Source organism: Bowmanella sp. JS7-9, assembly GCF_004329715.1.
Taxonomy (GTDB): domain Bacteria; phylum Pseudomonadota; class Gammaproteobacteria; order Enterobacterales; family Alteromonadaceae; genus Pseudobowmanella; species Pseudobowmanella zhangzhouensis.
On record NZ_JXSY01000011.1, the window covers coordinates 304,042 to 328,806 of the forward strand.

The 24,765-nt window shown below is 50.9% G+C and carries 23 protein-coding genes; 4 read left to right on the forward strand and 19 right to left on the reverse strand.

The genetic code is table 11. From position 1 onward, the window contains the following. Nucleotides 1-42 precede the first annotated feature (42 nt). The 12 genes from TK45_RS06825 to TK45_RS06880 form a co-directional block, all read right to left on the reverse strand. The gene (locus TK45_RS06825) at nt 43-1,341 is read right to left on the reverse strand and encodes an adenylosuccinate synthase (protein WP_131257890.1); all 1,299 of its coding nucleotides are present in this window, start codon (nt 1,339-1,341) and stop codon (nt 43-45) included. 77 nt (nt 1,342-1,418) lie between these two features. Continuing rightward, nucleotides 1,419-1,604, reverse strand: a complete 186-nt coding sequence (locus TK45_RS06830; protein WP_131257891.1) for a DUF2065 domain-containing protein — start codon at nt 1,602-1,604, stop codon at nt 1,419-1,421. Beyond that, the gene (locus TK45_RS06835; protein WP_131257892.1) at nt 1,601-2,767 is read right to left on the reverse strand and encodes an aminotransferase class V-fold PLP-dependent enzyme; all 1,167 of its coding nucleotides are present in this window, start codon (nt 2,765-2,767) and stop codon (nt 1,601-1,603) included. The genes TK45_RS06830 and TK45_RS06835 overlap by 4 nt, the downstream gene beginning before the upstream one ends. A 56-nt stretch (nt 2,768-2,823) precedes the next feature. Beyond that, entirely contained in the window at nt 2,824-3,702 is an 879-nt protein-coding gene (hflC, locus tag TK45_RS06840; RefSeq protein WP_131257893.1) for a protease modulator HflC, read from the reverse strand. A 1-nt stretch (nt 3,703) separates the two neighbouring features. Next, nucleotides 3,704-4,849 (reverse strand): FtsH protease activity modulator HflK, encoded by a 1,146-nt coding sequence (gene hflK, locus TK45_RS06845; RefSeq protein ID WP_131257894.1) that lies wholly within the window; start codon nt 4,847-4,849, stop codon nt 3,704-3,706. Nucleotides 4,850-4,876: 27 nt separating this feature from the next. Continuing rightward, the gene (gene hflX / locus TK45_RS06850) at nt 4,877-6,169 is read right to left on the reverse strand and encodes a ribosome rescue GTPase HflX (protein ID WP_131257895.1); all 1,293 of its coding nucleotides are present in this window, start codon (nt 6,167-6,169) and stop codon (nt 4,877-4,879) included. Nucleotides 6,170-6,191: 22 nt separating this feature from the next. Continuing rightward, nucleotides 6,192-6,443 carry an RNA chaperone Hfq gene (gene hfq / locus TK45_RS06855; RefSeq protein WP_131257896.1) on the reverse strand — a complete coding sequence of 84 codons (252 nt, stop codon included), beginning with the start codon at nt 6,441-6,443 and terminating at the stop codon, nt 6,192-6,194. 68 nt (nt 6,444-6,511) lie between these two features. Further along, a complete protein-coding gene (gene miaA / locus TK45_RS06860) occupies nt 6,512-7,453 on the reverse strand; it encodes a tRNA (adenosine(37)-N6)-dimethylallyltransferase MiaA (protein WP_131257897.1) in 942 nt (313 codons plus the stop codon). Next, a complete protein-coding gene (gene mutL / locus TK45_RS06865) occupies nt 7,446-9,131 on the reverse strand; it encodes a DNA mismatch repair endonuclease MutL (protein WP_131257898.1) in 1,686 nt (561 codons plus the stop codon). Before mutL ends, miaA begins: the two co-directional genes overlap by 8 nt. A gap of 1 nt (nt 9,132) precedes the next feature. Then, a complete protein-coding gene (locus tag TK45_RS06870; protein ID WP_131257982.1) occupies nt 9,133-10,488 on the reverse strand; it encodes an N-acetylmuramoyl-L-alanine amidase in 1,356 nt (451 codons plus the stop codon). 5 nt (nt 10,489-10,493) lie between these two features. Further along, nucleotides 10,494-10,949, reverse strand: coding sequence for a tRNA (adenosine(37)-N6)-threonylcarbamoyltransferase complex ATPase subunit type 1 TsaE (gene tsaE, locus TK45_RS06875; RefSeq protein ID WP_131257899.1), 456 nt, complete (start codon nt 10,947-10,949; stop codon nt 10,494-10,496). Continuing rightward, nucleotides 10,921-12,462, reverse strand: coding sequence for an NAD(P)H-hydrate dehydratase (locus TK45_RS06880; protein WP_131257900.1), 1,542 nt, complete (start codon nt 12,460-12,462; stop codon nt 10,921-10,923). Before TK45_RS06880 ends, tsaE begins: the two co-directional genes overlap by 29 nt. On the opposite strand from TK45_RS06880, the gene queG reads away from it, so the two are divergent. Next, a complete protein-coding gene (queG, locus tag TK45_RS06885) occupies nt 12,453-13,589 on the forward strand; it encodes a tRNA epoxyqueuosine(34) reductase QueG (protein WP_131257901.1) in 1,137 nt (378 codons plus the stop codon). The genes TK45_RS06880 and queG overlap by 10 nt on opposite strands. Before the next feature lie 41 nt (nt 13,590-13,630). On the opposite strand, the gene hemE is transcribed toward queG, so the two are convergent. Then, nucleotides 13,631-14,695, reverse strand: a complete 1,065-nt coding sequence (gene hemE / locus TK45_RS06890) for a uroporphyrinogen decarboxylase (protein WP_131257902.1) — start codon at nt 14,693-14,695, stop codon at nt 13,631-13,633. A 222-nt stretch (nt 14,696-14,917) separates the two neighbouring features. Beyond that, a complete protein-coding gene (gene nudC, locus TK45_RS06895) occupies nt 14,918-15,730 on the reverse strand; it encodes an NAD(+) diphosphatase (RefSeq protein ID WP_131257903.1) in 813 nt (270 codons plus the stop codon). A gap of 136 nt (nt 15,731-15,866) precedes the next feature. Here nudC and rsd point away from each other — a divergent pair, with 136 nt between their 5' ends. Then, a complete protein-coding gene (gene rsd, locus TK45_RS06900) occupies nt 15,867-16,313 on the forward strand; it encodes a sigma D regulator (RefSeq protein WP_131257904.1) in 447 nt (148 codons plus the stop codon). A gap of 28 nt (nt 16,314-16,341) precedes the next feature. Here rsd and rho read toward each other — a convergent pair whose 3' ends face one another. Both rho and trxA read right to left on the reverse strand, forming a co-directional pair. Then, a complete protein-coding gene (gene rho / locus TK45_RS06905) occupies nt 16,342-17,607 on the reverse strand; it encodes a transcription termination factor Rho (RefSeq protein ID WP_131257905.1) in 1,266 nt (421 codons plus the stop codon). Between the two features lie 228 nt (nt 17,608-17,835). After that, nucleotides 17,836-18,162 carry a thioredoxin TrxA gene (trxA, locus tag TK45_RS06910; protein WP_131257906.1) on the reverse strand — a complete coding sequence of 109 codons (327 nt, stop codon included), beginning with the start codon at nt 18,160-18,162 and terminating at the stop codon, nt 17,836-17,838. Nucleotides 18,163-18,267: 105 nt separating this feature from the next. Between trxA and rhlB the strand changes: the two genes are divergently transcribed. Both rhlB and TK45_RS06920 read left to right on the forward strand, forming a co-directional pair. Continuing rightward, a complete protein-coding gene (gene rhlB / locus TK45_RS06915; protein WP_131257907.1) occupies nt 18,268-19,542 on the forward strand; it encodes an ATP-dependent RNA helicase RhlB in 1,275 nt (424 codons plus the stop codon). Between the two features lie 3 nt (nt 19,543-19,545). Beyond that, a complete protein-coding gene (locus TK45_RS06920) occupies nt 19,546-21,057 on the forward strand; it encodes a guanosine-5'-triphosphate,3'-diphosphate pyrophosphatase (RefSeq protein WP_254426554.1) in 1,512 nt (503 codons plus the stop codon). Here the strand turns inward: TK45_RS06920 and hemB are convergent. From hemB to TK45_RS06935, 3 genes are read right to left on the reverse strand one after another with little or no spacing between them, the layout of a single operon-like run. Next, complete coding sequence (hemB, locus tag TK45_RS06925) at nt 21,054-22,058, reverse strand: porphobilinogen synthase (RefSeq protein ID WP_131257908.1); 1,005 nt, start codon at nt 22,056-22,058, stop codon at nt 21,054-21,056. The two genes, TK45_RS06920 and hemB, sit on opposite strands and share 4 nt — an antisense overlap. Further along, nucleotides 22,055-23,968, reverse strand: a complete 1,914-nt coding sequence (locus tag TK45_RS06930) for a diguanylate cyclase (RefSeq protein ID WP_131257909.1) — start codon at nt 23,966-23,968, stop codon at nt 22,055-22,057. Before TK45_RS06930 ends, hemB begins: the two co-directional genes overlap by 4 nt. 2 nt (nt 23,969-23,970) lie before the next feature. After that, nucleotides 23,971-24,753 carry a TatD family hydrolase gene (locus TK45_RS06935; protein WP_131257910.1) on the reverse strand — a complete coding sequence of 261 codons (783 nt, stop codon included), beginning with the start codon at nt 24,751-24,753 and terminating at the stop codon, nt 23,971-23,973. Between the last annotated feature and the right edge of the window lie 12 nt (nt 24,754-24,765).

Here is a 24,765-nt window from a genome sequence, read left to right on the forward strand (position 1 = left end):
GCAAGCAACAAAAAAGGCCGCCGAGGCGACCTTTTCAGAATGTTACACGTTGTACGGATGACGTACGATGATGGTTTCAACCCGATCCGGACCAGTTGAGATGATATCCACCGGCACGCCTGTCAGTTCTTCAATGCGTTTAATGTAGTTACGCGCCGCCTGTGGCAGGTCGGCAACGGCTTTGACACCAAAGGTGTTATCCTGCCAGCCTGGCATCTCTTCATACACCGGCTCGACAATTTCGTAGCCTTCTGCAGCCATAGGCGGCACATCTTTAATGCTGCCATCTGGGAATTTGTAACCGACGCAAATTTTCAGGCTGTCCAGACCATCCAGTACATCCAGCTTGGTCAAACAGAAGCCGCTGATGGAGTTGATTTGCACTGCGCGTTTCATGGCAACCGCATCGAACCAACCTGTACGGCGTTTACGTCCTGTGGTGGCGCCAAATTCATGACCTTTGGTGCCTAAATGCTCACCCACTGCATCGTCTAACTCGGTCGGGAATGGACCAGACCCTACACGCGTGGTGTAGGCTTTGACGATACCCAGTACGTAATCCAGGTGCAATGGTCCGAAACCTGCGCCAGTGGCGACACCACCGACGGTGGTGTTGGATGACGTTACGTATGGATACGTACCGTGGTCGATATCCAGCAATGTGCCTTGTGCGCCTTCGAACATAATGGCATCACCATTTTGACGGGCCTTGTCGAGTAAATCTGTCACGTCGACGACCATGGCTTTGATGGTATCGGCGATGGCAGTGACGTCGGCTAACACTTGATCAAAGTCGACTGGGTCAACTTTGTAGTATTGCGTCAGGGTAAAATTATGCAGCTCAACGATTTCTTTCAGTTTGGCGGCGAAGCTGTCCATACAGAACAAGTCACCCACGCGCAGACCACGACGCGCTACCTTATCTTCGTAGGCCGGACCGATACCGCGGCCAGTGGTGCCGATAGCTTTGCTGCCACGTGCTTTTTCACGAGCCATGTCGAGCGCAACGTGGTAAGGCAGAATCAATGGGCAGGCTTCAGAAATTACCAGACGCTCTTTGGCAGGTACGCCACGATCTTCGAGCATTTTGATTTCTTTCATCAGCGCTTCCGGGCTGAGAACTACGCCATTGCCGATAACGCATTTGACGTTATCACGCAAAATACCGGAGGGAATAAGGTGCAACACGGTTTTTTCACCGTTGATGACCAATGTGTGACCTGCGTTGTGACCACCCTGATAACGCACTACGTATTGTGCTTTATCCGTAAGCAAATCAACAACTTTACCTTTACCTTCGTCACCCCATTGGGTGCCGAGAACGACAACATTCTTAGCCATGATGAAAAAACAGTGGAAAAATTAGGCGGCGATTTTACAAGAATCACCGCCAATGATCATCCGTTTGTCGGCCTTTTTTACTGCAGATACCATAAAATCATCAGACCGATGACGACCATCACCCCGCCAAGCATGCGTAATTCACTGCCATTCTGACCGGCTAGTTTTTGCATATAACTGCGCCAGCGATTGGGGAATAACATCGGACCGATTCCTTCGATAATCAGTACCAGGCCGATGGCAAATATCAGGCTGTCGCTCATAAGTCTTTCTCCAGACAGGAAAAATCATAGTCGCTGGGATCGTGATAGAGAGCAAAACCAAAGCGCAGACGGTTACCGCGATAATCAGTCAGAATATGCTGCTCGCGCAAAAACGTGGCCAGTTTTGCCGTTTGCTCGGGGCTATCCAGTTCAAAGGTGAGGAAGTGTCCGTGGGGGTTATCGCCGTTTTTTAAAAGGCGCGCTGCATTTAATAACGGATGCGGGTGGCGTGCCAGTGCCTGCAGGAAAGCCTGTTGCAACTGTTGAATATGTTGATGAATCTGCTTGACCGACAGTTGCTGTTGTTGGAATAAATCCATGACTGCCAACATGCGGTAAAGTGGCGCGAAATCCATCGTGGCCCCTGCCAGTGACATGCCATTGCTGGCATATTGTACCTGCTCTGCCCGGGCCGCCTGCAACGCGCCAAATTCGGCATACCAACCCGTAAATTCAGGGCGCCAGTTCCTGTAGGTTGGTACATGGGCAAAACAGCCTCCCTCACCACCCTGAGCATATTTGTAACCACCCGCAAGGAAAAATACCCGGTCGGCAATGGCGGACAGATCGATGGGCATGGCCATAAAGCCGTGATAGCCATCAATCACAATTAACGTGTTGGTCTCGCGTAATCGACTTACCAACTCAACAACTCCGTCGAATACAACGCCAGAGTTGTAAAAGACCTGGCTGACGAACACGAGATCGTAATTGCCGGCATCGGCGGCCTGAATAAAGCGTTGACTAAAATTGGCAAACGGTTGGGTCGGTATTTTGGTCAGTTCAATTTTACCGGCTTCGACTAAGCGCTGGCTCTGACGCGTGAAACTATGAAACTCACTGTCTGAAGTTAATATCCGCAGCGCCTTGTCTGACTCAAGACAGGTCAGAATCCGGTAAAGCAATTCATGGGTATTAGGGGCAAACACAATTTGCTCAGGTAAACCGGTGTTTAGGTGTCTGGCAATGTGTTGCTGAAGCGCTGGCACCTTGTGCTGGAAAAAGTATTGCCATTTCTCGTCTACGTAACGGGCGGAATCGTCCCAATAGTCGAGCATGGCGTCACGGGTCACATCGGGCCAATAATAATGGCTATGGCAGGCAAAGTGTTGCTTGCCAAGGTTTGCCTGCAAAAAGCGTTGATAAAAGTGTTTATAGTTCATGAAGTTGTAGGGAATTGTTGGGAAAAGAAAAGGGTCAGCATTGCTGACCCTGTACCTTATTTGCCTTTGGCGTTCTTCATGTAATGGAAGAATTCGCTGTCTGGTTGCAGGATCAGCACGTCCTGCTTGTCTTTAAAGCTGTTGCGATAGGCATCCATAGAGCGAAGGAAGCTGTAGAACTCCGGATTGCGGTTGTACGCATCGGCATAAATTTGTGCAGCCTGTGCATCACCAGCACCGCGCAGCTCACGCACCTGACGCTCCGCGTCAGCCAGCATAACCGTGACCTTCGCATCAATATTTGAACGAATGATCTCAGACTGTTCCTGACCTTTTGAACGGTGCTCTTTGGCTACCGTGCTACGTTCGGTACGCATACGGTTATAGATGCTGTCGCTGACTTCGCCCGGCAGGTTAATCTGCTTAACGCGTACATCGACAATTTCCACACCCAGTTGGTCGGAACTTTCAGACGCCTGAATCAGTGCCTGTTCCATTAATTCTGAACGTTCGCCAGAAACGATCTCTTCAATGGTACGGGTACCAAACTCGCTACGCAGGCCGTTGATAACTTTTTGCTTTAACAGCACTTCGGCGCGCGACGAAATCCCGCCGGTAGCCAGATAGTACTTAGCGAAGTCTTTTACGCGCCATTTAATGTAGGAGTCTACCAACAGATCCTTTTTCTCGGCGGTCACGAAGCGGTCTGCCTGGTCATCCAGAGTTTGGATACGAGCATCTAACAGACGCACGCGGTCAAACAAAGGAACCTTGAAATGCAGACCCGGTTCGTAAACGACAGTTTGCCCGCTATCGTCTTTTCGCACTTTTCCGAACTGAATGACGATACCACGCTCGCCTTCCTCGACCACGAACAGTGAGCCCATGGTCAGGGCCAGCAGCACTACTGCAAGAAATAAACTAAAAAATCTCATGTTAATTTCTCCCTGTACGTACCGCATCGCGGCTTGAGGTAACCGGACGGCTGTTGGTGGTATTCGCATTGCGCAGCGCTTCCAGCGTTGACTCTGTCACGCTGTTAGAACGCGGAATAGTGCTGGAGGTGTTGTTCTGGCGCTCCAGAATCTTATCCAATGGCAGATACATCATGTTGTTTCCGCCTTTACCACTGTCGACCATGATCTTACTGGTATTGCTGTACACCTGTTCCAGCGTCTCTAAGTAAAGACGTTGACGGGTCACTTCTGGTGCCGCTTCGAACTGAGGCAATAACGACAGGAAACGGGCCACTTCACCTTCCGCTTCCAATGTTACGCGCTGTTTGTAAGCCTCTGCTTCCTGCAGCATACGGCTAACCTGACCACGGGCTTCTGGCTCGATGGCACGGGAATAGGCTTCGGCCTGACGAATATAGGTTTGCTCGTCTTCTTGTGCGGCGATGGCATCATCGAATGCTTCCTTAACAGCCGCCGGTGGACGAACGTTACGGAAGTTGACGTCTTCGATAGCCAGGCCTAAATCGTAAGGCTCGATTATGCGGTTTAACTCTTCCCACACCATCTGACGTGCTACTTCTTTACCCTGCGTTAACAGACTATCCAGCTTAGAGTGACCGACTACGTATCGAATGGCCGCGTCTAGCGCATGGCTCAGGCTGACTTCAGGCTCAGTGGTGGCAAAAATGTATTTATATGGGTCCAGCACGATGTACTGAATTTCCATTTCTACCGTGACCAGATTCTGATCTTCGGTCAGCATGCTGCCAGATGACGCTTTGCTGCGCACGGTATTGATGTCGATGGGAATCTGCTTTTGAATAAAGGTCGCTTTCCAGCGCAGACCCGGCTCGACGATGTCACTGAACTTACCGAAGGTCAGTAATACGCTGCGCTCGGCTTCTTTGACGGTATAGAAACCACTTAAGCCCCAGAACGCGGCCAACAGTAAGGCGATGATCGCAAAGGTAGCGCTACCGGTACTGCTACCACCGGATTTATTGCCGCCAAATTTGGCAAACAGCTTCTTAAAGACTTCATCCAGATCCGGTGGACCCTGATCGCCACCACGTGGATTGTTCCACGGATCTTTATTGTTATTGCCTCCCGGCTCGTTCCAGGCCATGCCTTTCTCCGTTAATTAAAAATACTGTTACTGATTACGAATGATAAAACTGTTGAGATTACCGTCATGCTGTTTATTTAGTCGATGCCATTCAGTACTTGGCATCCGAACATCGACCAGCCAATCGCCGTCTTCAGCGTACGACTCGGCGGCAATACAATTTAAATGGAACAAACTACCCCGTAGTTTTCCTTCCGCGGGCGGTATGCGCAAGCGATACTGCACCATGGATGCGGATAAACACTCAGACAACGCCTGTAAAACTAAATCTAGTCCTAGCCTCTCTCTGGCGGAAACCCAGACCCGGTAAGGGCGGCCGTCTTCATTACGATCAATCTTGGCTGCCACGCCTTCCATGCGGTCAATTTTGTTACAAATCATCAACTGGGGAATTTCTCCGGCACCAATCTCTGTCAGCACCTCTTCCACCTGCCCGATGTTTTCCATGACTTGTTCATCGGAATAGTCCACCACATGCAACAATAAGTCTGCTTCGCGGGTTTCCTGTAGCGTTGCCTTAAATGCCGCAACTAGATCATGGGGGAGGTGACGGATAAAACCAACGGTGTCGGCCAAAATAGCCGGGCCGACATCCTGTAAAGTCACTTTCCGCAGGGTTGGATCCAGTGTGGCAAACAATTGATCGGCCGCATACACATCAGCGTTAGTCAGACTATTAAATAAGGTGGATTTGCCTGCGTTGGTATAGCCAACCAGCGAGACCGTTGGGATCTCCGCCCGATTCCGTGCCCGTCGTCCATTTTCCCGTTGCTTTTCTACCTTTTCCAGACGCTTAAGGATAGATTTGATCCGTTCACGTAGTAAACGCCGGTCGGTTTCTAACTGGGTTTCACCCGGTCCGCGCAGACCAATCCCGCCTTTTTGACGTTCCAGGTGAGTCCAGCCTCGTACCAAACGGGTAGAAATGTGTCGTAGCTGTGCCAGTTCGACCTGCAATTTACCCTCGTGAGTGCGGGCTCGCTGGGCAAAAATATCCAAAATCAGACCAGTGCGATCAATCACCTTGCACTTACACAGGTGTTCCAAGTTGCGTTCCTGAGATGGCGACAACGCGTGATTAAATATCACCACTTGTGCATCACAGGCGCGCACCGCATTGGCTATCTCTTCGGCTTTGCCTGAACCAACAAAATATTTGGGGTGGGGAGCTTGTCGCGACCCGGTGACTACGTCGAGGGTCTGAATGCCAGCAGAGTCAACCAACATTTGCAATTCATGCAGGTCTTCTCTGCTGTTTTCATCGGAAAATTCGATGTGGACTAATACAGCTTGTTCACCTGACTCATAACGGTCAAACAAACATTATCTCCTAATGACCTTATTACTCCTGGTCATTATCCGAGTTTGCATTAGTCGGCGCAACCATCTGGATAGGTCGTGAAGGTACGACCGTTGAAATGGCGTGCTTATAAACCATCTGACTGACAGTGTTTTTAAGCAAGATAACGAATTGGTCAAACGACTCCACCTGACCTTGCAACTTGATCCCATTCACTAGGTAAATTGAAACAGGGATACGCTCTTTGCGTAGTGCGTTCAGGAATGGGTCTTGTAAAGATTGCCCCTTTGCCATTTTCTTTTATCCTTGGATAATTATTATGATTTTTTACATTCCGATTAAAATTCAATCAGATGCCACTACTATATAGACGAATTTGCGATTATCAAGTCTGCGTTTTTGCTTATATCGGCAAACGTATCTAACCATTGAATATCAGACCAGCCTCGCAACCACGTCATTTGTCTTTTTGCCAATTGGCGCGTGGCGACTATACCACGGTAGCGCATTTCATCGTGGTCATACTTGTTATCCAGATATTCCCACATTTGGCGATAGCCAACACAGCGCATAGACGGCAAGTTTAGATGTAAATCGCCACGCATGCGAAGGTTTTTGACTTCATTTTCAAAGCCTTGCGCTAACATTTGATCGTATCGTTGTTCTATACGCTGATGCAATACGGCGCGCTCGGTTGGGGCGATCGCAAATTGTTTCAAATTGTACGAAAGTGGCTCTCCCTTCTGCTCCGTCAATGCTGTCAGTGAATGACCGGTTAGGCGAAACACTTCCAGAGCGCGGGTTAAGCGCTGTGGATCGTTTGGGTGAATACGTGCAGCGGCAACCGGGTCGCATTTTTGCAGCTCGTCGTGCAGGTATTGCCAGCCGTGTTCGGCAGCTTGTTGTTCGATCTGCTGGCGTATCTGTGCGTCCGCTTCCGGTAAGGGCGAGATGCCTTCCAGCAGCACTTTGAAATACATCATCGTCCCGCCGACTAACAGCGGTACTTTGCCCTTAGCACTAATCTCATCCATGGCTTGTAACGCATCACGACGAAAATCTGCTGCCGAATAAACCTCTGCCGGGTCTTTGATATCGATTAGGCGATGGGGTGCCAGTCGCTGTTCTTCGGCATTGGGTTTGGCAGTGCCGATATCCATATCCCGGTAAATCAGTGCCGAGTCGACACTGATGATTTCACAATTGGCCTGTTGCACTAATTCAATAGCCAGTGCGGTTTTTCCGCTGGCAGTGGGCCCCATCAATGCGATGGCGGTGGGTTGGGATATAGACACCTTAGTCATGCTCCGCAAGATGAACCGGTTTACTCAGTTCACGTAATTTAGCCGGCCATTGTACGTCGAAGTGGCGTTGTGCCCAATGCCATACCGGTACCAACAGCGACTTGCTGATATTCACTCTAGCCTGTTGCAACGAAGATGGCAGTGAGTCACCGGGTGCCTGCAATAGCGCATCAATGGCTGTGGCCCAGTCCAGTTGGCGCAGGTAGGCCGGCACCTGACGCAAAATCAGGCGTTGCTCATGCAGCAAAAAATGCACGCCTTGCTGTTTTAATTGTTCGCAGTTTTGCTGCGCGACCGTCCACTGAGCATCCGTCAGGCCGATCGATAAAGGCATTAGCAGGGGCTGTGAGGTCAGTTCATTTGTTTCGATCAGATGTTGATGGTACATGGTCAATAACTTCCACGCGCTGCATTGCCGTACCTCTGGCAAGGTCACCAACAAGGTATCACCGTTAGCCAGCATCCAGTCCATCTCTGCATATCCTTTGCCAGCGCTTTGCAGCAGTGCCTGGTATTGACTGGCTTTTGCGGCAGGGGTTGACTGAGAACGGATGGGCGCAGACGGAGTAGCAGAGGAAGATGCCCCGCCATAACTAGCCACAGACTGCTCGCGAATAGGCGTGATGTAACTGTGGTTTGGTTCCGGTAATGTCATTTCACGCGCGGCCGGTTCACTATTCAGGCAGCTTTCCTGTTGCAACATGTCGATGATAGCCCGGTAAATGAAATCGTGTACCTGTCTGGCCTGATGGAAGCGCACTTCATGCTTGGCTGGGTGCACGTTGATATCTACTTCCTGGGGAGGCAAGCGTAAATACATTACATAGGCCAGTTGGTGGTTGTCGCCATACATTTCCGCTGTCGCCTGACGCACCGCATGGTGGATCAGCTTGTCGCGCATCACCCGACCGTTGACATAAAAATATTGCACGTCCAGTTCGCCACTGCGATTAGCATGCAAATAGCCCTGCAACTGCATGCTTTCGTAGTGGCTGTTGATATCCAGCGCATCACTGGCGAAGGTTGCCCCTAAAATTGCCGCAACCCGTTTACGTTGATCGTCCGGTTGGTTGATTTTGGGGTAACGGCGCACTGTTTTGCCGTTATGCCGCAGGCTAAATTGCACGTCGTAGCGCGCCAATGCGATACGCCGTAGCCATTCGTCAATATGGGTAAACTCGGTTTTCTCTGCACGCAAAAATTTACGCCGTGCCGGGGTATTAAAAAACAGATCCTGCACGTCAACACTGGTCCCGACCGGGTGCGCCGCAGGCTGAATTTGCACCTGCATATCACGACCTTCGGCGTAGGCCTGCCACGCTGCCTCTTGCCCGGCAGTGCGAGAGGTCAGGGTCAGGCGCGATACTGAACTGATACTGGCCAGTGCCTCGCCACGAAAGCCCATACTCATGATTTGTTCTAAATCATCCAGACTGGATATCTTACTGGTGGCATGGCGTGACAGCGCCAGCACCAATTCATGCTGACTGATCCCACTACCGTTATCGCGGATCAGAATGCGCTTATGCCCACCCCGTTCAACTTCAATCTCGATTTTATCGGCACCGGCATCCAGGCTGTTTTCAACCAATTCTTTGACTACGGAGGCAGGTCGTTCGACCACCTCACCGGCAGCAATCTGGTTTGCCAGCATCGCTGGCAGGATTTGTATGGGCATATTAACTACGGGGAATGGTCAGAACCTGGCCGATGCGCAGCACGTCAGTATTCAGTTGATTAGCTAATTTAATCGTATCGACCGACACATTGTATTTTTGCGCCAGTACCGATAAAGACTCACCTCTGCGCACCTTGTGTTGCAGATTGTTGCGTTGTGCTTTGGCCCACAAGGTGCCATCAGGAGGCATACGGTTAAAGTGACTTTTCACCGCTTTATAGATGGACTCTGCGAGTTTTTTACGGTGACTGGCAGAATTCAGGTTTTTTTCTTCGGTCGGATTGGAAATAAATCCGGTTTCGACCAGTAGCGAAGGGATATCTGGCGAGGTGAGCACGGCCAAACTGGCAAACTGTGGTTCGCGCTTATGCATTTTGGTAATACGGCCCAGTTCGCGGATTACTTCGTTACCAATGTCAAAGCTGGTCGCCATGGCCTTATCCATCGACATATCCAGTAACGCCTGCGTCAGGTACTTTTCATTTTCGGTATCCTGAATCACTTCGGCGACACCACCAAGTAATTCGGAGTGTTTTTCCCGTTGTTCCAGCATTCGCCCCAACTCTGAATTAGCCCGGCGCATGGACAGTAGCCATACTGAGCCGCCTTTGGGTTGCGGGGTGGTAAAGGCATCGGCATGTATGGAAATGAATAAATCAGCGCCGGCTTTGCGGGCAATGTCGGTACGTTTGTTAAAGCCTACGTAGTAATCGCCTTTGCGCACCAGCACGGCTTTCATACCCGGCTCTTTATCGATCAGGCTGGCCAACTCTTTGGCGATGGCCAGCGTTACGTGCTTTTCATAGCTGCCACTGTAGCCAATCGAGCCCGGATCCTCGCCACCATGGCCGGCATCGATGGCGACGATGATATCGCGCAGCGGCGCCTCATCCGCATGATGGGTAATGGTGGGTGCCGCTGCGGTGGTGACCGGGTTGCTGGTTTTTGCCTCACTGATATCGATAACCAGCCGGTTGCCATAGGGTTCTGTGGGTTTCAGGGCAAAAACCTGCACTGCCACTTCCTGGGTTAAATCCAGCACCACACGTACAGAATTTTTATCCTTGGCACCGCTGTGACGGATGCGTTTAATCAGCGGGCTGTCGGCCTGTAATTTGGAAAAATCGAAACGTTGTTTGACGTTGTCCAAATCAATTACTAACCGATCCGGACCTGTCAGGGAAAAGTAGCTGTAACTGGGGGTATCGGCTAAATCTAACACCACCCGCGTGTTGTCCGGTGACGGCCATACACGCACGCCGTTGATTTTATTCGCGAATGCAGACGAGCAAAGCAGTCCGCAGCATAGCAACAGACTCCCTAATAAACGTAAACTTCGACCCAAGCGCGCTATCATCATTATTATTTTATTTCTGTAAGTAACTGCTCACCAATTGGACTATGACTTACCAGACTGGCTACTCTGCCATCACCGACAATCTGAATGGTAATCTCCACATCCGCGGCAGGCAAAATACCCAGACCTTTCTCTGGCCACTCTATCAAATTCAGGCAATCATTTTCAAAATAATCACGAATGCCCATAAATTCCAATTCTTCCGGGTCTGCCAAACGGTAAAGATCAAAGTGGGATACCCGCCAATTTTCTAACTGATAAGGCTCAACCAGCGTGTATGTGGGGCTTTTGACATTACCTTTATGGCCTAACGCCTGTATGAATCCCCGGCTGAAACAGGTTTTACCCGCGCCGAGATCGCCGTGCAGGTAGATATTGGTTGCGCTACGGATGTGACCGGCCAGTTCAGCAGCCAGGGCCAGCGTGGCCTGTTCATTGGGAAGTGTGCGTTGTAACTGCATGATTAATTAATACAGGTAGTTGATCAAATAAGTCGGCGGCAAGGATACCACGTTCACCACGATTGCGGGCGATTCTGTCTGCTGCTTCGGCGTGCACCGCACAGCCAAACAACGCCGCGTCGAATGCCGTTAATCCCTGCGCCATGAGTCCGGCAATAATGCCGCTAAGCACATCGCCCATACCCGCCACAGCCATACCCGGATTGCCACCGGCACAGACAAAATGTTGGTCACCATCGGTGATAATCGTACCGGCACCTTTTAACAGACAGATAGCCTGATACTTGCGGGCGATATTGATGGCGGCCTGCAGGCGATCCCTTTCTATTTGCGCAACGGAACAGCCCAGCAAACGTGCTGCTTCTTTAGGGTGCGGGGTCAGCACACAGTCGTGACTCAATGTTTGTGGGCTGTCGGCCAACAGATTTAACCCATCGGCATCGATTAACAGCGGTAGCGGATTTCGGGTGATGAATTGCAGGCATTGTTCGAATAATTTGCTGCTCCAATCACTCTGACCCAGCCCCGGTCCAAGCAGGAGTGTGCTCATCCAGCTCAGATCCTGACTAAGGTCTTGTTCTGTACCAAGCAGCCATTCGGCACGCCTGCTGGCATATATCGGCAAATGTTCCGCCACTGAATCTAACTTGACTAAACCTGCGCCACTACGCAGTGCGGCTTCGCCACTCAATGCCAGCGCACCAGGCATTCCCCGGTGGCTGCCGACACACAACAGGTGGCCGTGATTGCCCTTGTGCGCATGCCTGGATCTGGCCGGTAATATCGGTAAGTCCCGCCAGTTAAAATGCTGCGCGACAGGTGCAGCGAGTCTGGCAAACGCATCCTGAATAGTCAGTGAGGCTAATGTGATTTGGCCGGCAAGTTGCCTGCCAGCGCCGGTTAGTGGAGCCAGTTTGTGGGCCACCAGTGTTATTGTGCTGTCAGCCTGTATCGCTACCGGAACAGTCGCGCCGCTATCCGCGGCCAATCCGGAGGGCAGATCGATGGACACGACCTTCTCGGTTTGTTGGTTGATCCAGTTAATCGCGGATAATTGCGGTTCGCGCACGGGTCCCTGCACATTATTGCCTAAAATGGCATCGACGATTAGTTCGCCGCGCCAATGCTGGGGCGCTGCTATTTGTGGCGCGGTGCCGCTTGCAGCCAGGTAGTTGCGATAAGCCTGAGCGGCGTCGCCACGGAGTTGTTCCGGTGGGCAAAGAGTCCAGACCTCAACCCGTAATCCCTGTTGATGAGCGAGACGTGCGACCACCCAGCCATCACCGCCATTGTTACCTTTGCCACAACACACCAGCCAGTGGCGCTTGTCCGGATAGGTAACTTGAATATGCTCAAAGACCGCCTGTCCAGCAAGCTCCATCAGTTGGTAAAGGCTCAACCCACATGCTTCGGCCGCCGCTTGTTCTTGGGCCCGAACCTGCTGCGCCGGGTAGATGAGTTGTGATAACCTTGCGTGGTTTTTTAACGCTGCCCGAACCTCATATGTCGTCACTGTCCGCCTCTCAACTTGCCGAATTTGCCCAGCAGATAAAATGCTGGGGCCAGGAACTGGGTTTCGCCCAGGTCGGTATTGCAGATGTTGACCTTAAACGGCACGAAAGATTCCTGCAAGATTGGCTGGATAATGGTTACCACGGCCAAATGCACTATATGCAAAGCCACGGTATGTTGCGTGCGCGCCCTGCCGACTTGTTACCGGGTACCCTGCGTGCTATTTGCGTTCGACTGGATTATTTACCACCTGATGCCAGCTTCGCTGCCGGGCTGGCTGACGCGTCCAGCGGCTATATCAGTCGCTATGCGCTGGGCCGCGATTACCACAAGGTGCTGCGTAACAAACTGAAAAAGCTCGGCGATTTGATTCAGCAACAGGTGCCGGATTGTATATTGCGTCCATTTGTAGACTCCGCCCCGGTGTTGGAGCATGCGCTGGCGGAAAAGGCCGGCATCGGCTGGACGGGTAAACATTCCCTAACCCTGAATGAGGAGGCGGGGAGCTGGTTTTTTCTGGGTGAATTACTGATTAGCCTGCCATTACCCACCGATGATCCGCTTCAAGAGCAATGCGGTAGCTGTAGTGCCTGTTTGACCATGTGTCCCACTGGAGCAATTGTTGCCCCCTATGTAGTGGATGCGCGCAAATGTATATCTTATCTGACGATTGAGTCAGACGAAGCTATTCCGCCGGAGTTACGCCCACTGTTAGGGAACCGCATTTATGGTTGTGATGACTGCCAGTTGGTATGTCCGTGGAATCGCGAAGCACCGATTACTGCTGAGGCAGACTTTAATGCCAGAAAGTGGCTGAAGAACCAGCCGTTACTGACTTTATGGAGCTGGAATGAGGATGATTTTCTGCGTCTGACAGAAGGTTCACCTATTCGCCGCATCGGATACCAGCGCTGGCGGCGTAATCTGGCGGTGGCGCTGGGCAATGCGCCAGCCGATCTACGGATTGTCGATGCTTTACAAGCGGCAGTTGTGCTGGCAGATGAATTGCTGGCTGAGCATATCCATTGGGCACTGGCGCGCCAGCAAGCCGGGCAAGGCATAGCACCTAGCCGTCAACAGCAGCGATTGGTGCGCACAGTGCAAAAAGGGCTTCCCCGTGATGCGTAATCAGATGCTCGATATAAAAAAAGCGCCAACAGGCGCTTTTTTTATTTGTGATATTGCTGACTGTAGCGGTGGATAGCATCCACAAATACTTTGGCGTGTTCGGGCGGTACATCCGGATGAATGCCATGACCCAGATTAAACACGTGGCCGCTGCCTTGACCAAAACCGGCCAGAATCGTTTGTACTTCTTCCTCGATGCGTGCCGGCGGCGCGTAAAGCATGGATGGATCCATATTGCCCTGCAGGGCCACTTTGTCACCCACCCGGGCTTTGGCATCGGCGATATTGATGGTCCAATCCAGACCCACCGCATCACAACCGGTTGCGGCAATTTTTTCCAGCCACATGCCACCATTTTTGGTAAACAGGGTGACCGGTACTTTGCGGCCATCTGCTTCACGGGTCAGGCCATCGACAATTTTGGCCATATATTGCAGTGAAAACAGTTCATAATCCCGTGGTGATAATACGCCACCCCAGGTATCGAAAATCATCACAGATTGGGCACCGGCAGCAATTTGCGCATTCAGGTAACTGGTCACGGAGTCAGCCAGCTTATCCAGCAGCAGGTGCAAGGTTTGCGGTTCGGCAAAGGCCATTTTTTTAATTTTGGTAAACGCCTTGCTGGACCCGCCTTCAACCATATAGGTGGCCAATGTCCATGGGCTTCCGGAAAAACCAATCAACGGCACGGCGCCTTGCAGGTTTTTACGGATGGTACGCACGGCGTCCATGACGTAACCCAGTTCCTGCTCAGGATCAAACAGCGGCAGGGCCTCCACATCGGCTTTGCTGGTAACCGGCTTTTTGAAACGTGGGCCTTCACCGGTTTCGAAATACAGGCCTAATCCCATCGCATCTGGAATGGTCAGAATGTCGCTGAACAGAATCGCTGCATCCAGTTCAAAGCGGCGCAGTGGTTGTAAGGTGACTTCACAAGCCAGTTCCGGATTCTTGCACAGGCTCATAAAGTCGCCTGCCTGCGCCCGCACTTCACGGTACTCTGGCAGGTAACGACCGGCTTGGCGCATCATCCATACCGGGGTCATATCCACAGGTTGCTTTAACAGGGCACGCAAATAGCGATCATTCTTTAACTGCGACAAAACTCACTCCACAAGCGGGTATAAAATTGGCGCTGATTGTACACGGAAAATCAGGGGGATGGGATGAACGAGCCGCTCAAGGGGTAAAATAAATCGCAGAAAAACTTGCCACAGGTCAAAAAGCTTTGTTATAACCTATAGCGCTAGTGAAAATATAAAGAAGCTCGTTAAACGAGACCTCCACGCTAACCAAACTGAAGCCCCGTCCCAGGACGGGGTTTTTTATTGCTCGTTGATCAGCGCCAGCGTGTGTTGGATCAAATGACCGGCAATGGAAAACGTCGGAGGAATCAGCGGCAACTTATCTGCATCGAACCACTTTGCATCGGCAATTTCTTTTGGCTCCGGAGTAATCTCTCCGCCCGCATAGTCTGCCAAAAAACCCACCATAAGTGAGTGAGGGAAGGGCCAGGGCTGACTGGAAAAATAGCGCAGGTTGGTGACCCGGATGCCGACCTCTTCAAACACCTCCCGGTGAACGGCTTGTTCCAGGGTTTCGCCACTTTCCACAAAGCCCGCCAAGGTTGAATACATGCCGTTGGTGTGGCGTGTACCCTGAGCCAGCAGAATTTGTTTGTCTTTACGTATCGCGACAATAACACAGGGTGAAATACGTGGATAACAACGGTGACTGCAGCGTGAGCATTGCGTCGCCAGCTCCCAGTCTATGCGTTGCATGCGACTGCCACACTGTCCACAAAAACGGTGCGTGCGCAAAAAAAGCGTTGCCTGCCAGGCGCGCGCCAGCGCTTCAAATAGCCTGGCATCTGAGTTCATCATGACGCTGCGTAAACTCACGGTCTGATGTTGCTCGCTTGGCAAACTCTCGTGTCCGAGGTCAACAACCAGACAAGGCAGATTATCCACCTCGGCGACCTTCAGCACGTCGCTGAAGTGCGCATCATCCAACAATAATTCGCGCCGCGTTGAGACGTTCACCTGCGTTTGCTGATTCAGCACCACCACCTGATCGCGCTGAAATACTATCCAGTACGCAGGCTGGTCATGGGGAAAAATAATTTGCTGCTCAATCACTTGCTACATCTGACTTGTAGAATTTTTGACGGCCTCAGTGTATCAGTTTTTATGCAGTTGTCCTTTTGTGAACATGATTTTTATATATACTCCAAAGACAAAGTCGGATTCGTCTCACCACTCAAGGAGTGACCGCATGTTAGTTGGCGTACAGCAGGCAAGACAAAAATGGGGCGGCGCACACAGCGCTATCGATAATTGGTTGGCAGAACGTCAGCAGTTATTGGTGATGTACTGTGAACTGGCTGGATTACCGCCTTACCAGCCAACACCCGGGTTGCCGGACGCAGCTAAAATCGAAGCATTCTGTGAGATCCTGATGGACTACATATCCGCCGGGCATTTTGAAATTTACACCCAGCTAGGCAGTGACGAGCCAGACGGATTAGACAAAAATGTGCTGCCGCAAATTATGCCCAGTACCGATACAGCGTTGGCATTTAATGATAAATATGCGGAAATTGAGCCGGATAATCTGCTAAAAGACTTTGATCGTGATTTATCCGGTTTAGGCCAGCAACTGGAGGAGCGATTTGAGCTGGAAGACCAGCTTATCCATTCCCTGTATACCGAACACTTATAAAAAAACCGCCTCACGGCGGTTTTTTTGATTAACTCTTCTGTCTGCGCATCGCATCAAAGAATTCATTATTGGTTTTGGTCATCGACAGCTTATCAATCAGGAATTCCATTGCGTCGATTTCACTCATTTCGTGCACAATCTTACGCAGGATCCACATTTTCTGTAGTTCATCCTGACTGGTCAGCAGTTCTTCGCGGCGGGTACCGCTGCGATTAAAGTCGATAGCCGGGAATACACGTTTTTCTGCAATCTTACGGTTTAAGTGCAGTTCCATGTTACCGGTACCTTTAAACTCTTCGTAAATAACTTCGTCCATCTTCGAGCCGGTATCGATCAGGGCGGTGGCGATAATGGTCAGACTGCCACCTTCTTCAACGTTACGGGCCGCACCGAAGAAACGCTTAGGTTTATGCAATGCGTTAGCATCCACACCACCAGTCAACACTTTGCCTGAGCTCGGAATAACGGTGTTGTAAGCACGAGCCAGACGGGTGATGGAGTCGAGCAGGATGATTACATCTTTTTTGTGCTCGACCAAACGCTTGGCTTTTTCGATTACCATTTCGGCAACCTGAACGTGGCGACTGGCTGGCTCGTCAAACGTTGAGGCGATGACTTCACCTTGCACCATACGCTGCATCTCGGTTACTTCTTCCGGACGCTCGTCGATCAGCAGTACCATCAGAGTACAATCCGGGTGGTTGGCGGCAATCGACTGAGCAATATTTTGCAGTAACAGCGTTTTACCGGCTTTCGGTGGTGCCACGATCAGGCCCCGCTGACCTTTACCGATTGGCGAGGCCAAATCCAGTACCCGTGCCGTGATGTCTTCGGTACTGCCGTTACCACGCTCCATACGCAGGCGGTCATTGGCGTGCAGTGGCGTCAGGTTTTCAAACAGGATCTTGTTACGTGAACTTTCCGGACGGTCGTAGTTCACCTCATTAATTTTCAACAGGGCGAAATAACGCTCACTGTCTTTAGGCGGACGAATCTTGCCCGAAATGGTATCGCCGGTACGCAGGTTAAAACGACGAATCTGGCTGGGTGATACATAAATATCATCCGGACCTGCCAAATAAGATGAATCCGCGGAACGTAAGAAACCAAATCCATCCTGCAGAATTTCCAGCACGCCGTCACCGAAGATGTCTTCGCCGCTTTTTGCGTGGGCTTTCAGGATAGAGAAAATAATGTCTTGTTTGCGGGCGCGGGCCATGTTTTCGAGGCCCATTTTGTCTGCCAGTTCAACCAGTTCGTTGATAGGCGTGTTTTTTAATTCCGTCAGATTCATAGGAAGGTCTTTGCGTGAAAATAATACTGTCTGTTAAGCAATATTGAATTCTTGATAAGGGTTAGTTTGCTTTATTCACCGCAGAAGGTTGCGGCAATGGGTGGTATTGAATTAACAACGAAGTAACGGTAGCACCAAAAATTAGGAGCGTCTAGCGCACTGGGGGTAAATTTTCGCCGATATACAAAAAAGGCGCCTGATTCAGGCGCCGATTCGGTTCTTGAGCGATTAAATGTTGTCGTTCAGGAATTCAGTCAGTTGGGTTTTAGATAATGCACCCACTTTAGTGGCAACCACATTGCCACCTTTGAACAGCAATAAAGTTGGAATTCCACGAATACCGTATTTCGGTGGGGTTTCATTATTTTGATCGACATTCAGCTTGGCAACTGTTACTTTGCCGTGAAATTCTTCAGCTACTTCATTGAGAATTGGCGCGATCATTTTACAAGGGCCACACCATTCAGCCCAGAAATCGACCAGTACAGGACCTTCTGCATTGATTACGTCGGCCTCGAAGCTGCCATCGGACAGCTGGATAATTTTGTCGCTCATTCTATTCTCCGCTCAAATTTTGCGCGCGCCACAGAGGCGCGAAATGACAAGTGGCTATTTATATAGAAACTGTTTTTTAATGCAAGCACTGATAAGCTATAAGCTATGCAAACGACCCACTTAACTGAAACACATTTTAACGAATTACCCATTCATCCGGATCTTATTTCCGCGCTTGAATCAGCTAATTTTTCTCACTGCACTCCAATCCAGGCGTTATCACTGCCGACCTTATTAAAAGGCGAGGATGTTGCCGGACAGGCACAAACCGGTACTGGTAAAACAATCGCGTTTTTGGTGGCCACATTTCACCATTTGCTGACCCATCCTGCTGAGCAGAAAGGTCAGCCTCGTGCGATTATCATGGCGCCAACTCGTGAGCTGGCAGTGCAAATCCACAAAGATGCACAGCCGCTGAGTGAGAAAACCGGGCTCAGTCTCGGTTTGATATATGGTGGCGAAGGTTACCAAAGTCAACGGGATCAATTAGAAGCGGGTGTAGATATTGTTATCGGTACTACCGGCCGGATTCTGGATTACTACAAACAGCATGTCTTTAGCCTGGATCACATTCAGGTTGCGGTGCTGGACGAAGCCGACCGCATGTTCGATCTCGGCTTTATTAAAGATATTCGTTTCTTATTCCGCCGTATGCCGAAGCCGACAGAGCGTCTGAGCATGTTGTTCTCTGCCACCCTGTCGATGCGTGTGCAGGAATTGGCCTATGAGCATATGAACAATCCGGTTCATGTGCAGGTGCAGCCAGAGCAAATGACCGCCAGCCGCATTAAGGAAGAACTGTTTTATCCGTCCAACGAAGACAAGATGAAGCTGTTACTGACTCTGATGGAAGAAGAGTGGCCGGAAAAAGCCATTGTGTTTGCCAACACCAAGCACAGTTGTGAGAACGTGTCTGCCTGGTTGGAAGCCGATGGCCACCGTGTCGGGCTGTTGTCCGGTGATGTACCGCAGAAGAAACGCTTACAGATCCTCGACGGTTTCACCAAAGGTGACCTGGATGTGCTGGTTGCGACCGACGTGGCCGCGCGTGGTTTACACATTGAGAAAGTTTCACATGTGTTTAACTTCGATTTGCCTGATGACGCGGAAGACTATGTACACCGCATCGGACGTACAGGCCGTGCGGGTAAGAGCGGGCATGCTATCAGCTTTGCGTGTGAGAAATACGCACTGAATCTGCCAGCCATTGAAGATTATATTCGCCACGCTATTCCGGTTACCGATTATGACCATGACGTCTTACTGGATGATTTAACGGTACCTGCACCACGCCATAAAAAGCGTATGCAAAGCGGTAAACCGTTTAATAAACGTCGCCCGGGCAACAAAGGCGGCCAGCGTCCTCCTCGCGGAAACTAAACCGTGCGTGACGTCGTACCGTTAGCGCCACAGCCAGAAGAATATTACGCCGCCATTGATTTAGGCTCTAACAGCTTTCATATGGTGGTGATTAAGGTTGTGGCGGGTTCGGTACACATCGTTGGTAAGGTAAAGCAGAAAATTCGTCTGGCCGCCGGGCTGGACGAAAATATGAACCTCGATGAAGCCAGTATGCAGCGGGGCTGGGAATGCCTCGAAGCCTTCTCTGAATGGCTGGCCGATATCCCCAAGCAAAATCAGCGCGTGGTCGCCACTGCCACGCTGAGATTGGCACGTAATGCGGAAGAATTTATTGCCCGTGGGCGTTACATTCTTGGCTGCGATATCAATGTAATTTCCGGTGAAGAGGAAGCCCGCCAGATTTATCTGGGGGTGGCCTACACCTCGCAAACCCTGGGGCATACGCTGGTCATTGATATTGGCGGTGCCAGTACCGAAATCGTCGTCGGTGAAGGGTTTGATCCCAAACAGCTCACCAGCCTTAACATGGGCTGCGTGACGTATCTGGAACGCTATTTTAGCGACGGTTTACTCAGCCAGAGTAACTTTGACGCGGCGATTGCGGCGGCGAAAGAAAATATTCAGCCGGTGGCTGAGATGTTTTTGCCCTATGACTGGCAGCAGTGCATGGGTGCTTCGGGGACGCCACAGGCCATCGTAGAAATCCTGGTCAGTCAGGGTATCAACGATAGTATTCGCCTCAGCTACCTGCATGAACTCATGCAGCAATGCATCAGCATTGGCCGGCACAAAGATTTGAATATTGAAGGCCTGGATGAGTCCCGGAAACAGCCTTTCCCCAGCGGTCTGGCGATTTTGATCGCGCTGTTTGAATGCCTGAACATTGACGAGATGCAGATCTCTGGTGGTGCGCTGCGTGAAGGCCTGATTTACGGCATGCTGGAAACCCGCGAGCAGCACAATGTTCGCGTGCAGACGATTAATTCTATCACCCAGCGTTTTGATATTGACGCTTGCCAGGCCGAACGAGTCGAAGAGCTGGCCAAAGCGCTGTTTAAACAGGTGCCCAAATCCTTTTGGCTAGCCGGCTTTGACGCCTGCGGGGTACTGGATGCGGCTGCCCGCCTGCACGAAATTGGCACGCATATCGAATATAAAAATAGTCACCTGCATGGTGCCTATATCCTCAATTATCTGGATATGCCCGGTTTCACCCGTCTGCAGCGCGATGTGATACGTGATTTAGTCCACAATTATCGCCAGAGTATCGATGTTAAACTGCTCAATGGCTATCAGCCGCGTATTCGCAATAGTCTGACGCTGTTAACCCGTTTGTTGCGGGTGGCAGTGATTTTATGTATCCGCCGCAGCGGCCAGCGCGTACCTGTGCCTAAGCTGTCTCTGGAAGGTGATGGAACCCTGCAATTGCAGTTTGAAGCGGGCTGGCTGGCGCGTCACCCGCTGATCCGTATTGAACTAGCCAACGAGGCGTGGTTACAACACCGCGCTGGCTGGATAATGCAGGTTAGTTAAGCCTTTTTAAGCAGTTTGGCCGCATCTTTAGCAAAGTAAGTCAGAATCCCATCTGCGCCGGCACGTTTGAATGCCAGCAACGACTCAAGAATGATCTCGTCTTCCTTAAGCCAGCCCTGTGCAAATGCGGCTTTATGCATGGCGTATTCGCCACTGACCTGATAAGCGAAGGTGGGGACCTTTAATTCATCCTTGCAGCGACGCACGATATCCAGATACGGCATACCCGGCTTGACCATCACCATATCCGCACCTTCGGCAATATCCAGCGCAATTTCACGCATCGCTTCATCACTGTTGGCCGGATCCATCTGATATTGTTTCTTGTTACCACCCTTAATATTGCCCGCGGAACCGACTGCATCGCGGAACGGACCGTAATAGGCCGAAGCATACTTGGCGGAGTAGGCCATGATACAGGTATTAGTGTGACCCTGTTGCTCCAGTGCCTGACGGATCGCACCCACCCGGCCGTCCATCATGTCCGATGGCGCGACGACATCGGCCCCCGCTTCGGCATGGGATAGCGCCTGCTTGATCAACACTTCGATGGTTTCGTCGTTCATTACATAGCCCTGATCGTTGACCAGGCCATCCTGTCCATGGGAGGTAAAAGGGTCGAGCGCCACATCGGTAATCACCGTTAACTCAGGCAGTTCTTCTTTAAGTGCGCGTACGGTTTTCTGTGCCAGTCCCTCTGGATTAAACGCTTCACTGGCGCATTCACTCTTGAGCGAGGCCGGCGTCACCGGGAACAGGGCAATGGCCGGAATCCCCAGTTTTAACGATTCTTCCGCGTCTTTTAACAGTAAATCAATGGATAAGCGTTCGATACCGGGCATGGACGGGACACTTTCACGACGCTTATTGCCTTCCAGTACAAACATGGGATAAATCAGGTCGCTGGCAGATAACTGATGCTCTGACACCAAACGGCGCAACGCATCTGTGTAGCGCAGTCTGCGAGGTCTGGAGGCGGGATATTGCATTGAAAAAGTCATGACGATTCCTGTGCTATGTAAGGGGCTGCGATTTGCCAGGCAATGCGGTTACGACCGGCATTTTTGGCATCATACAGTGCGGCATCCGCCGCCCGAATTAAGTAATCATCCGGTGCCTTGAGGGCGACCACATCGGCGCTGTAACCAATACTCACGGTGACATGTAATTCTTTGCCACCTACGATGACCGGTGTTTGTTCTATGCTGGAACGAATCGACTCGAGCAATTGCTCTGCGCCGCTACGTTCGGTATTAGGTAGCAAAATGGCAAACTCTTCGCCGCCGTATCGACACACATCATCGGTTGGCCGTTTGACGGCCTGACGGATTAACTGGGCCACATGACGAATACATTCGTCGCCAGTAAGATGGCCTTCGGTGTCATTAATTTTTTTGAAGTAATCGATATCCAGCATGGCAACGGTGAGCGGCGTTTGTTCACGGCGGCTCCGGCGCACTTCGGCCAGATAACGCTTATCAAAGTGACGACGATTACGAATGCCAGTCAGCGCGTCCTGGGTGTTTTTCTCTTCCAGCTCGCGATTTACCTCATGCAGTTCACGTAATGCAATTTCCAGTTCGAGCGTGCGTTCCTGAACTTTGTATTCCAAATCATGCTGGGCTTCTTCCTGAACGGCCAGGGTTTCTTCGCGTGCTTCCCGAAGCTGAATTTCCTGTTCCAGAGCCTTTTGCTGCGCTTGTAATTTGTCTTCCCGTTGCTGGGTATAACTCATGGCCAGTACCAGAGCCAGCAGTAGGGTTTCGATACTGCCGCCGAGCATCAGTAAATATTGGGAATTAAAATTGATGTCTACCAGATTGAGGTTTTCCAGGCTGGCAATAAAACCGCTGGCCAATAGGGTGGTCCATGCCAGCGTGTAGAGGCGCGCAATCCGGTCTCCCCGGATACTGCGGATTATCGCCACACAGTAAATAAAGACTACGGTGATAATCAGGCACAGCAGGGTGATACGAATAAACAGGTTGTAAGGTACGATCAGTGCTGCCAGTGTCATGAAGCCAAAAAAGCCAGTCAACCAGCGCAGAATTTTGTCTGTAATTGGGCTGAAGCTGGCGACGTTGAGCATATACACCGAGAACTGGGTGGCGCACAGCATGGTCAGGTTGGCAAAAATCGCGATGCTACGCCCCTGCAACCAGGTGTTATCCGGCCACAGGTATTTGTAACCCAGCCCATGCAGGCTCATCAGGGTTAATCCCAGGCTGATGGCATAGCCACTGTAAACCAAAAAGCTCAGTGAACGACTGGTAATAAAAAAGAAAAAGTTACTCAGCGCCATGGCAGTAATAAAGCCAAAAAACAGCCCCATGACGATGTTGTGTTCACCGTTGAATACCGCAAATTTATCTGAGCGCCAGATATACATAGGTAGTTTGAGCGCACCATCGGTCTTAACCCGGATATACAGGGTCAGTGGCTGATCACTGTCAGGCAGCGGAAAAATAAACTTCTCATGCAACACTGGTCGCTGGGCAAATGGCAGGGTGTCACCGGTGTGATAAAAGGCCAGATTTTGATCGCCCTGATCTATCCACAACTGAATATCATCCAGCAACCCATAATCCAGTTCCAGCAGCCAGTCGCCGTTTTTTTCCAGCGCCGGTAGCGTGGTGCGAAACCAGTAAACCTGGTTGTCCATGCCAAACGATAATAAATCACTTTGTTCTACCAACCATTCGTCAGCACGGCTTTGTCGAACCTGTTGAATATCCGGATTGTTGGCTGGGATCTGATATTCGACGCCTTTGGCCAGGCTCAAATGTGCTGACGCTGAGCTCACAAGCTCAACCATGCGCAACACGCCGGTGACGCAGATAACAGAAACCAGAATAACCAGCGCATAGCGCCAGAAGTGAAGTCGTTGAGTAAACAGATTCAAATGCATCATTATTATTTTTTAGTAAACATCGATAGCGCGTTGTGCCAGGCAAGTTGTGTGATTAACTCAACATCCTGCTCACGCAGTTCAGCCAGCTTTTGTGCCACTAAGGGTAGCAGTGCTGGCTGATTAAACTTGGGCGTCGGCCGCACGTTCTTGGGAGTTAAATACGGCGCATCGGTTTCCAGCATCAGGCGTTCCAGCGGAAGTGATTTCACCGCCTGCTGCAGGTCAGTGCCGCGTTTGTCGTCACACACCCAGCCGGTGATACCAATCGACAACCCCAATTCCAGATAGGCATGCATTTGCGCCTCGTCACCGGTAAAGCAGTGTGCCACGCCGCCAACCAGCTCCTGTTGATAAGCGCGAAGCAGGCTAACTTGCTCCGCAAACGCGTCGCGTTCATGCAAAAATACTGGTAATTTTAGTTCACAGGCTAGTTGTAACTGTGCCTCAAAAACACGTAACTGGGCGTCCCGGGGCGAAAAATTACGATTAAAATCTAAGCCGCATTCACCGATAGCGACTACATAAGGGTCCGCAGCCAGGTGACGCAGGCCATCGATAAAATCCTCAGAAGTATCTTTGGCGTAGTGTGGGTGCACGCCAGCCGTTGCCAGCAACACGTCGGGATAACGATGACACAACGCCAGCGCGGCGACGGATTCCTGCTCATCGGTGCCGGTAACCAGTTGTTTTTTCACTCCCGCAGCAAGCGCGGACTGAATAACACTATCAAGATCCTGACTCAGGCGCGCATTGGTCAGATTGACGCCGATATCAAATAATTGCATCAACTGTGCTCG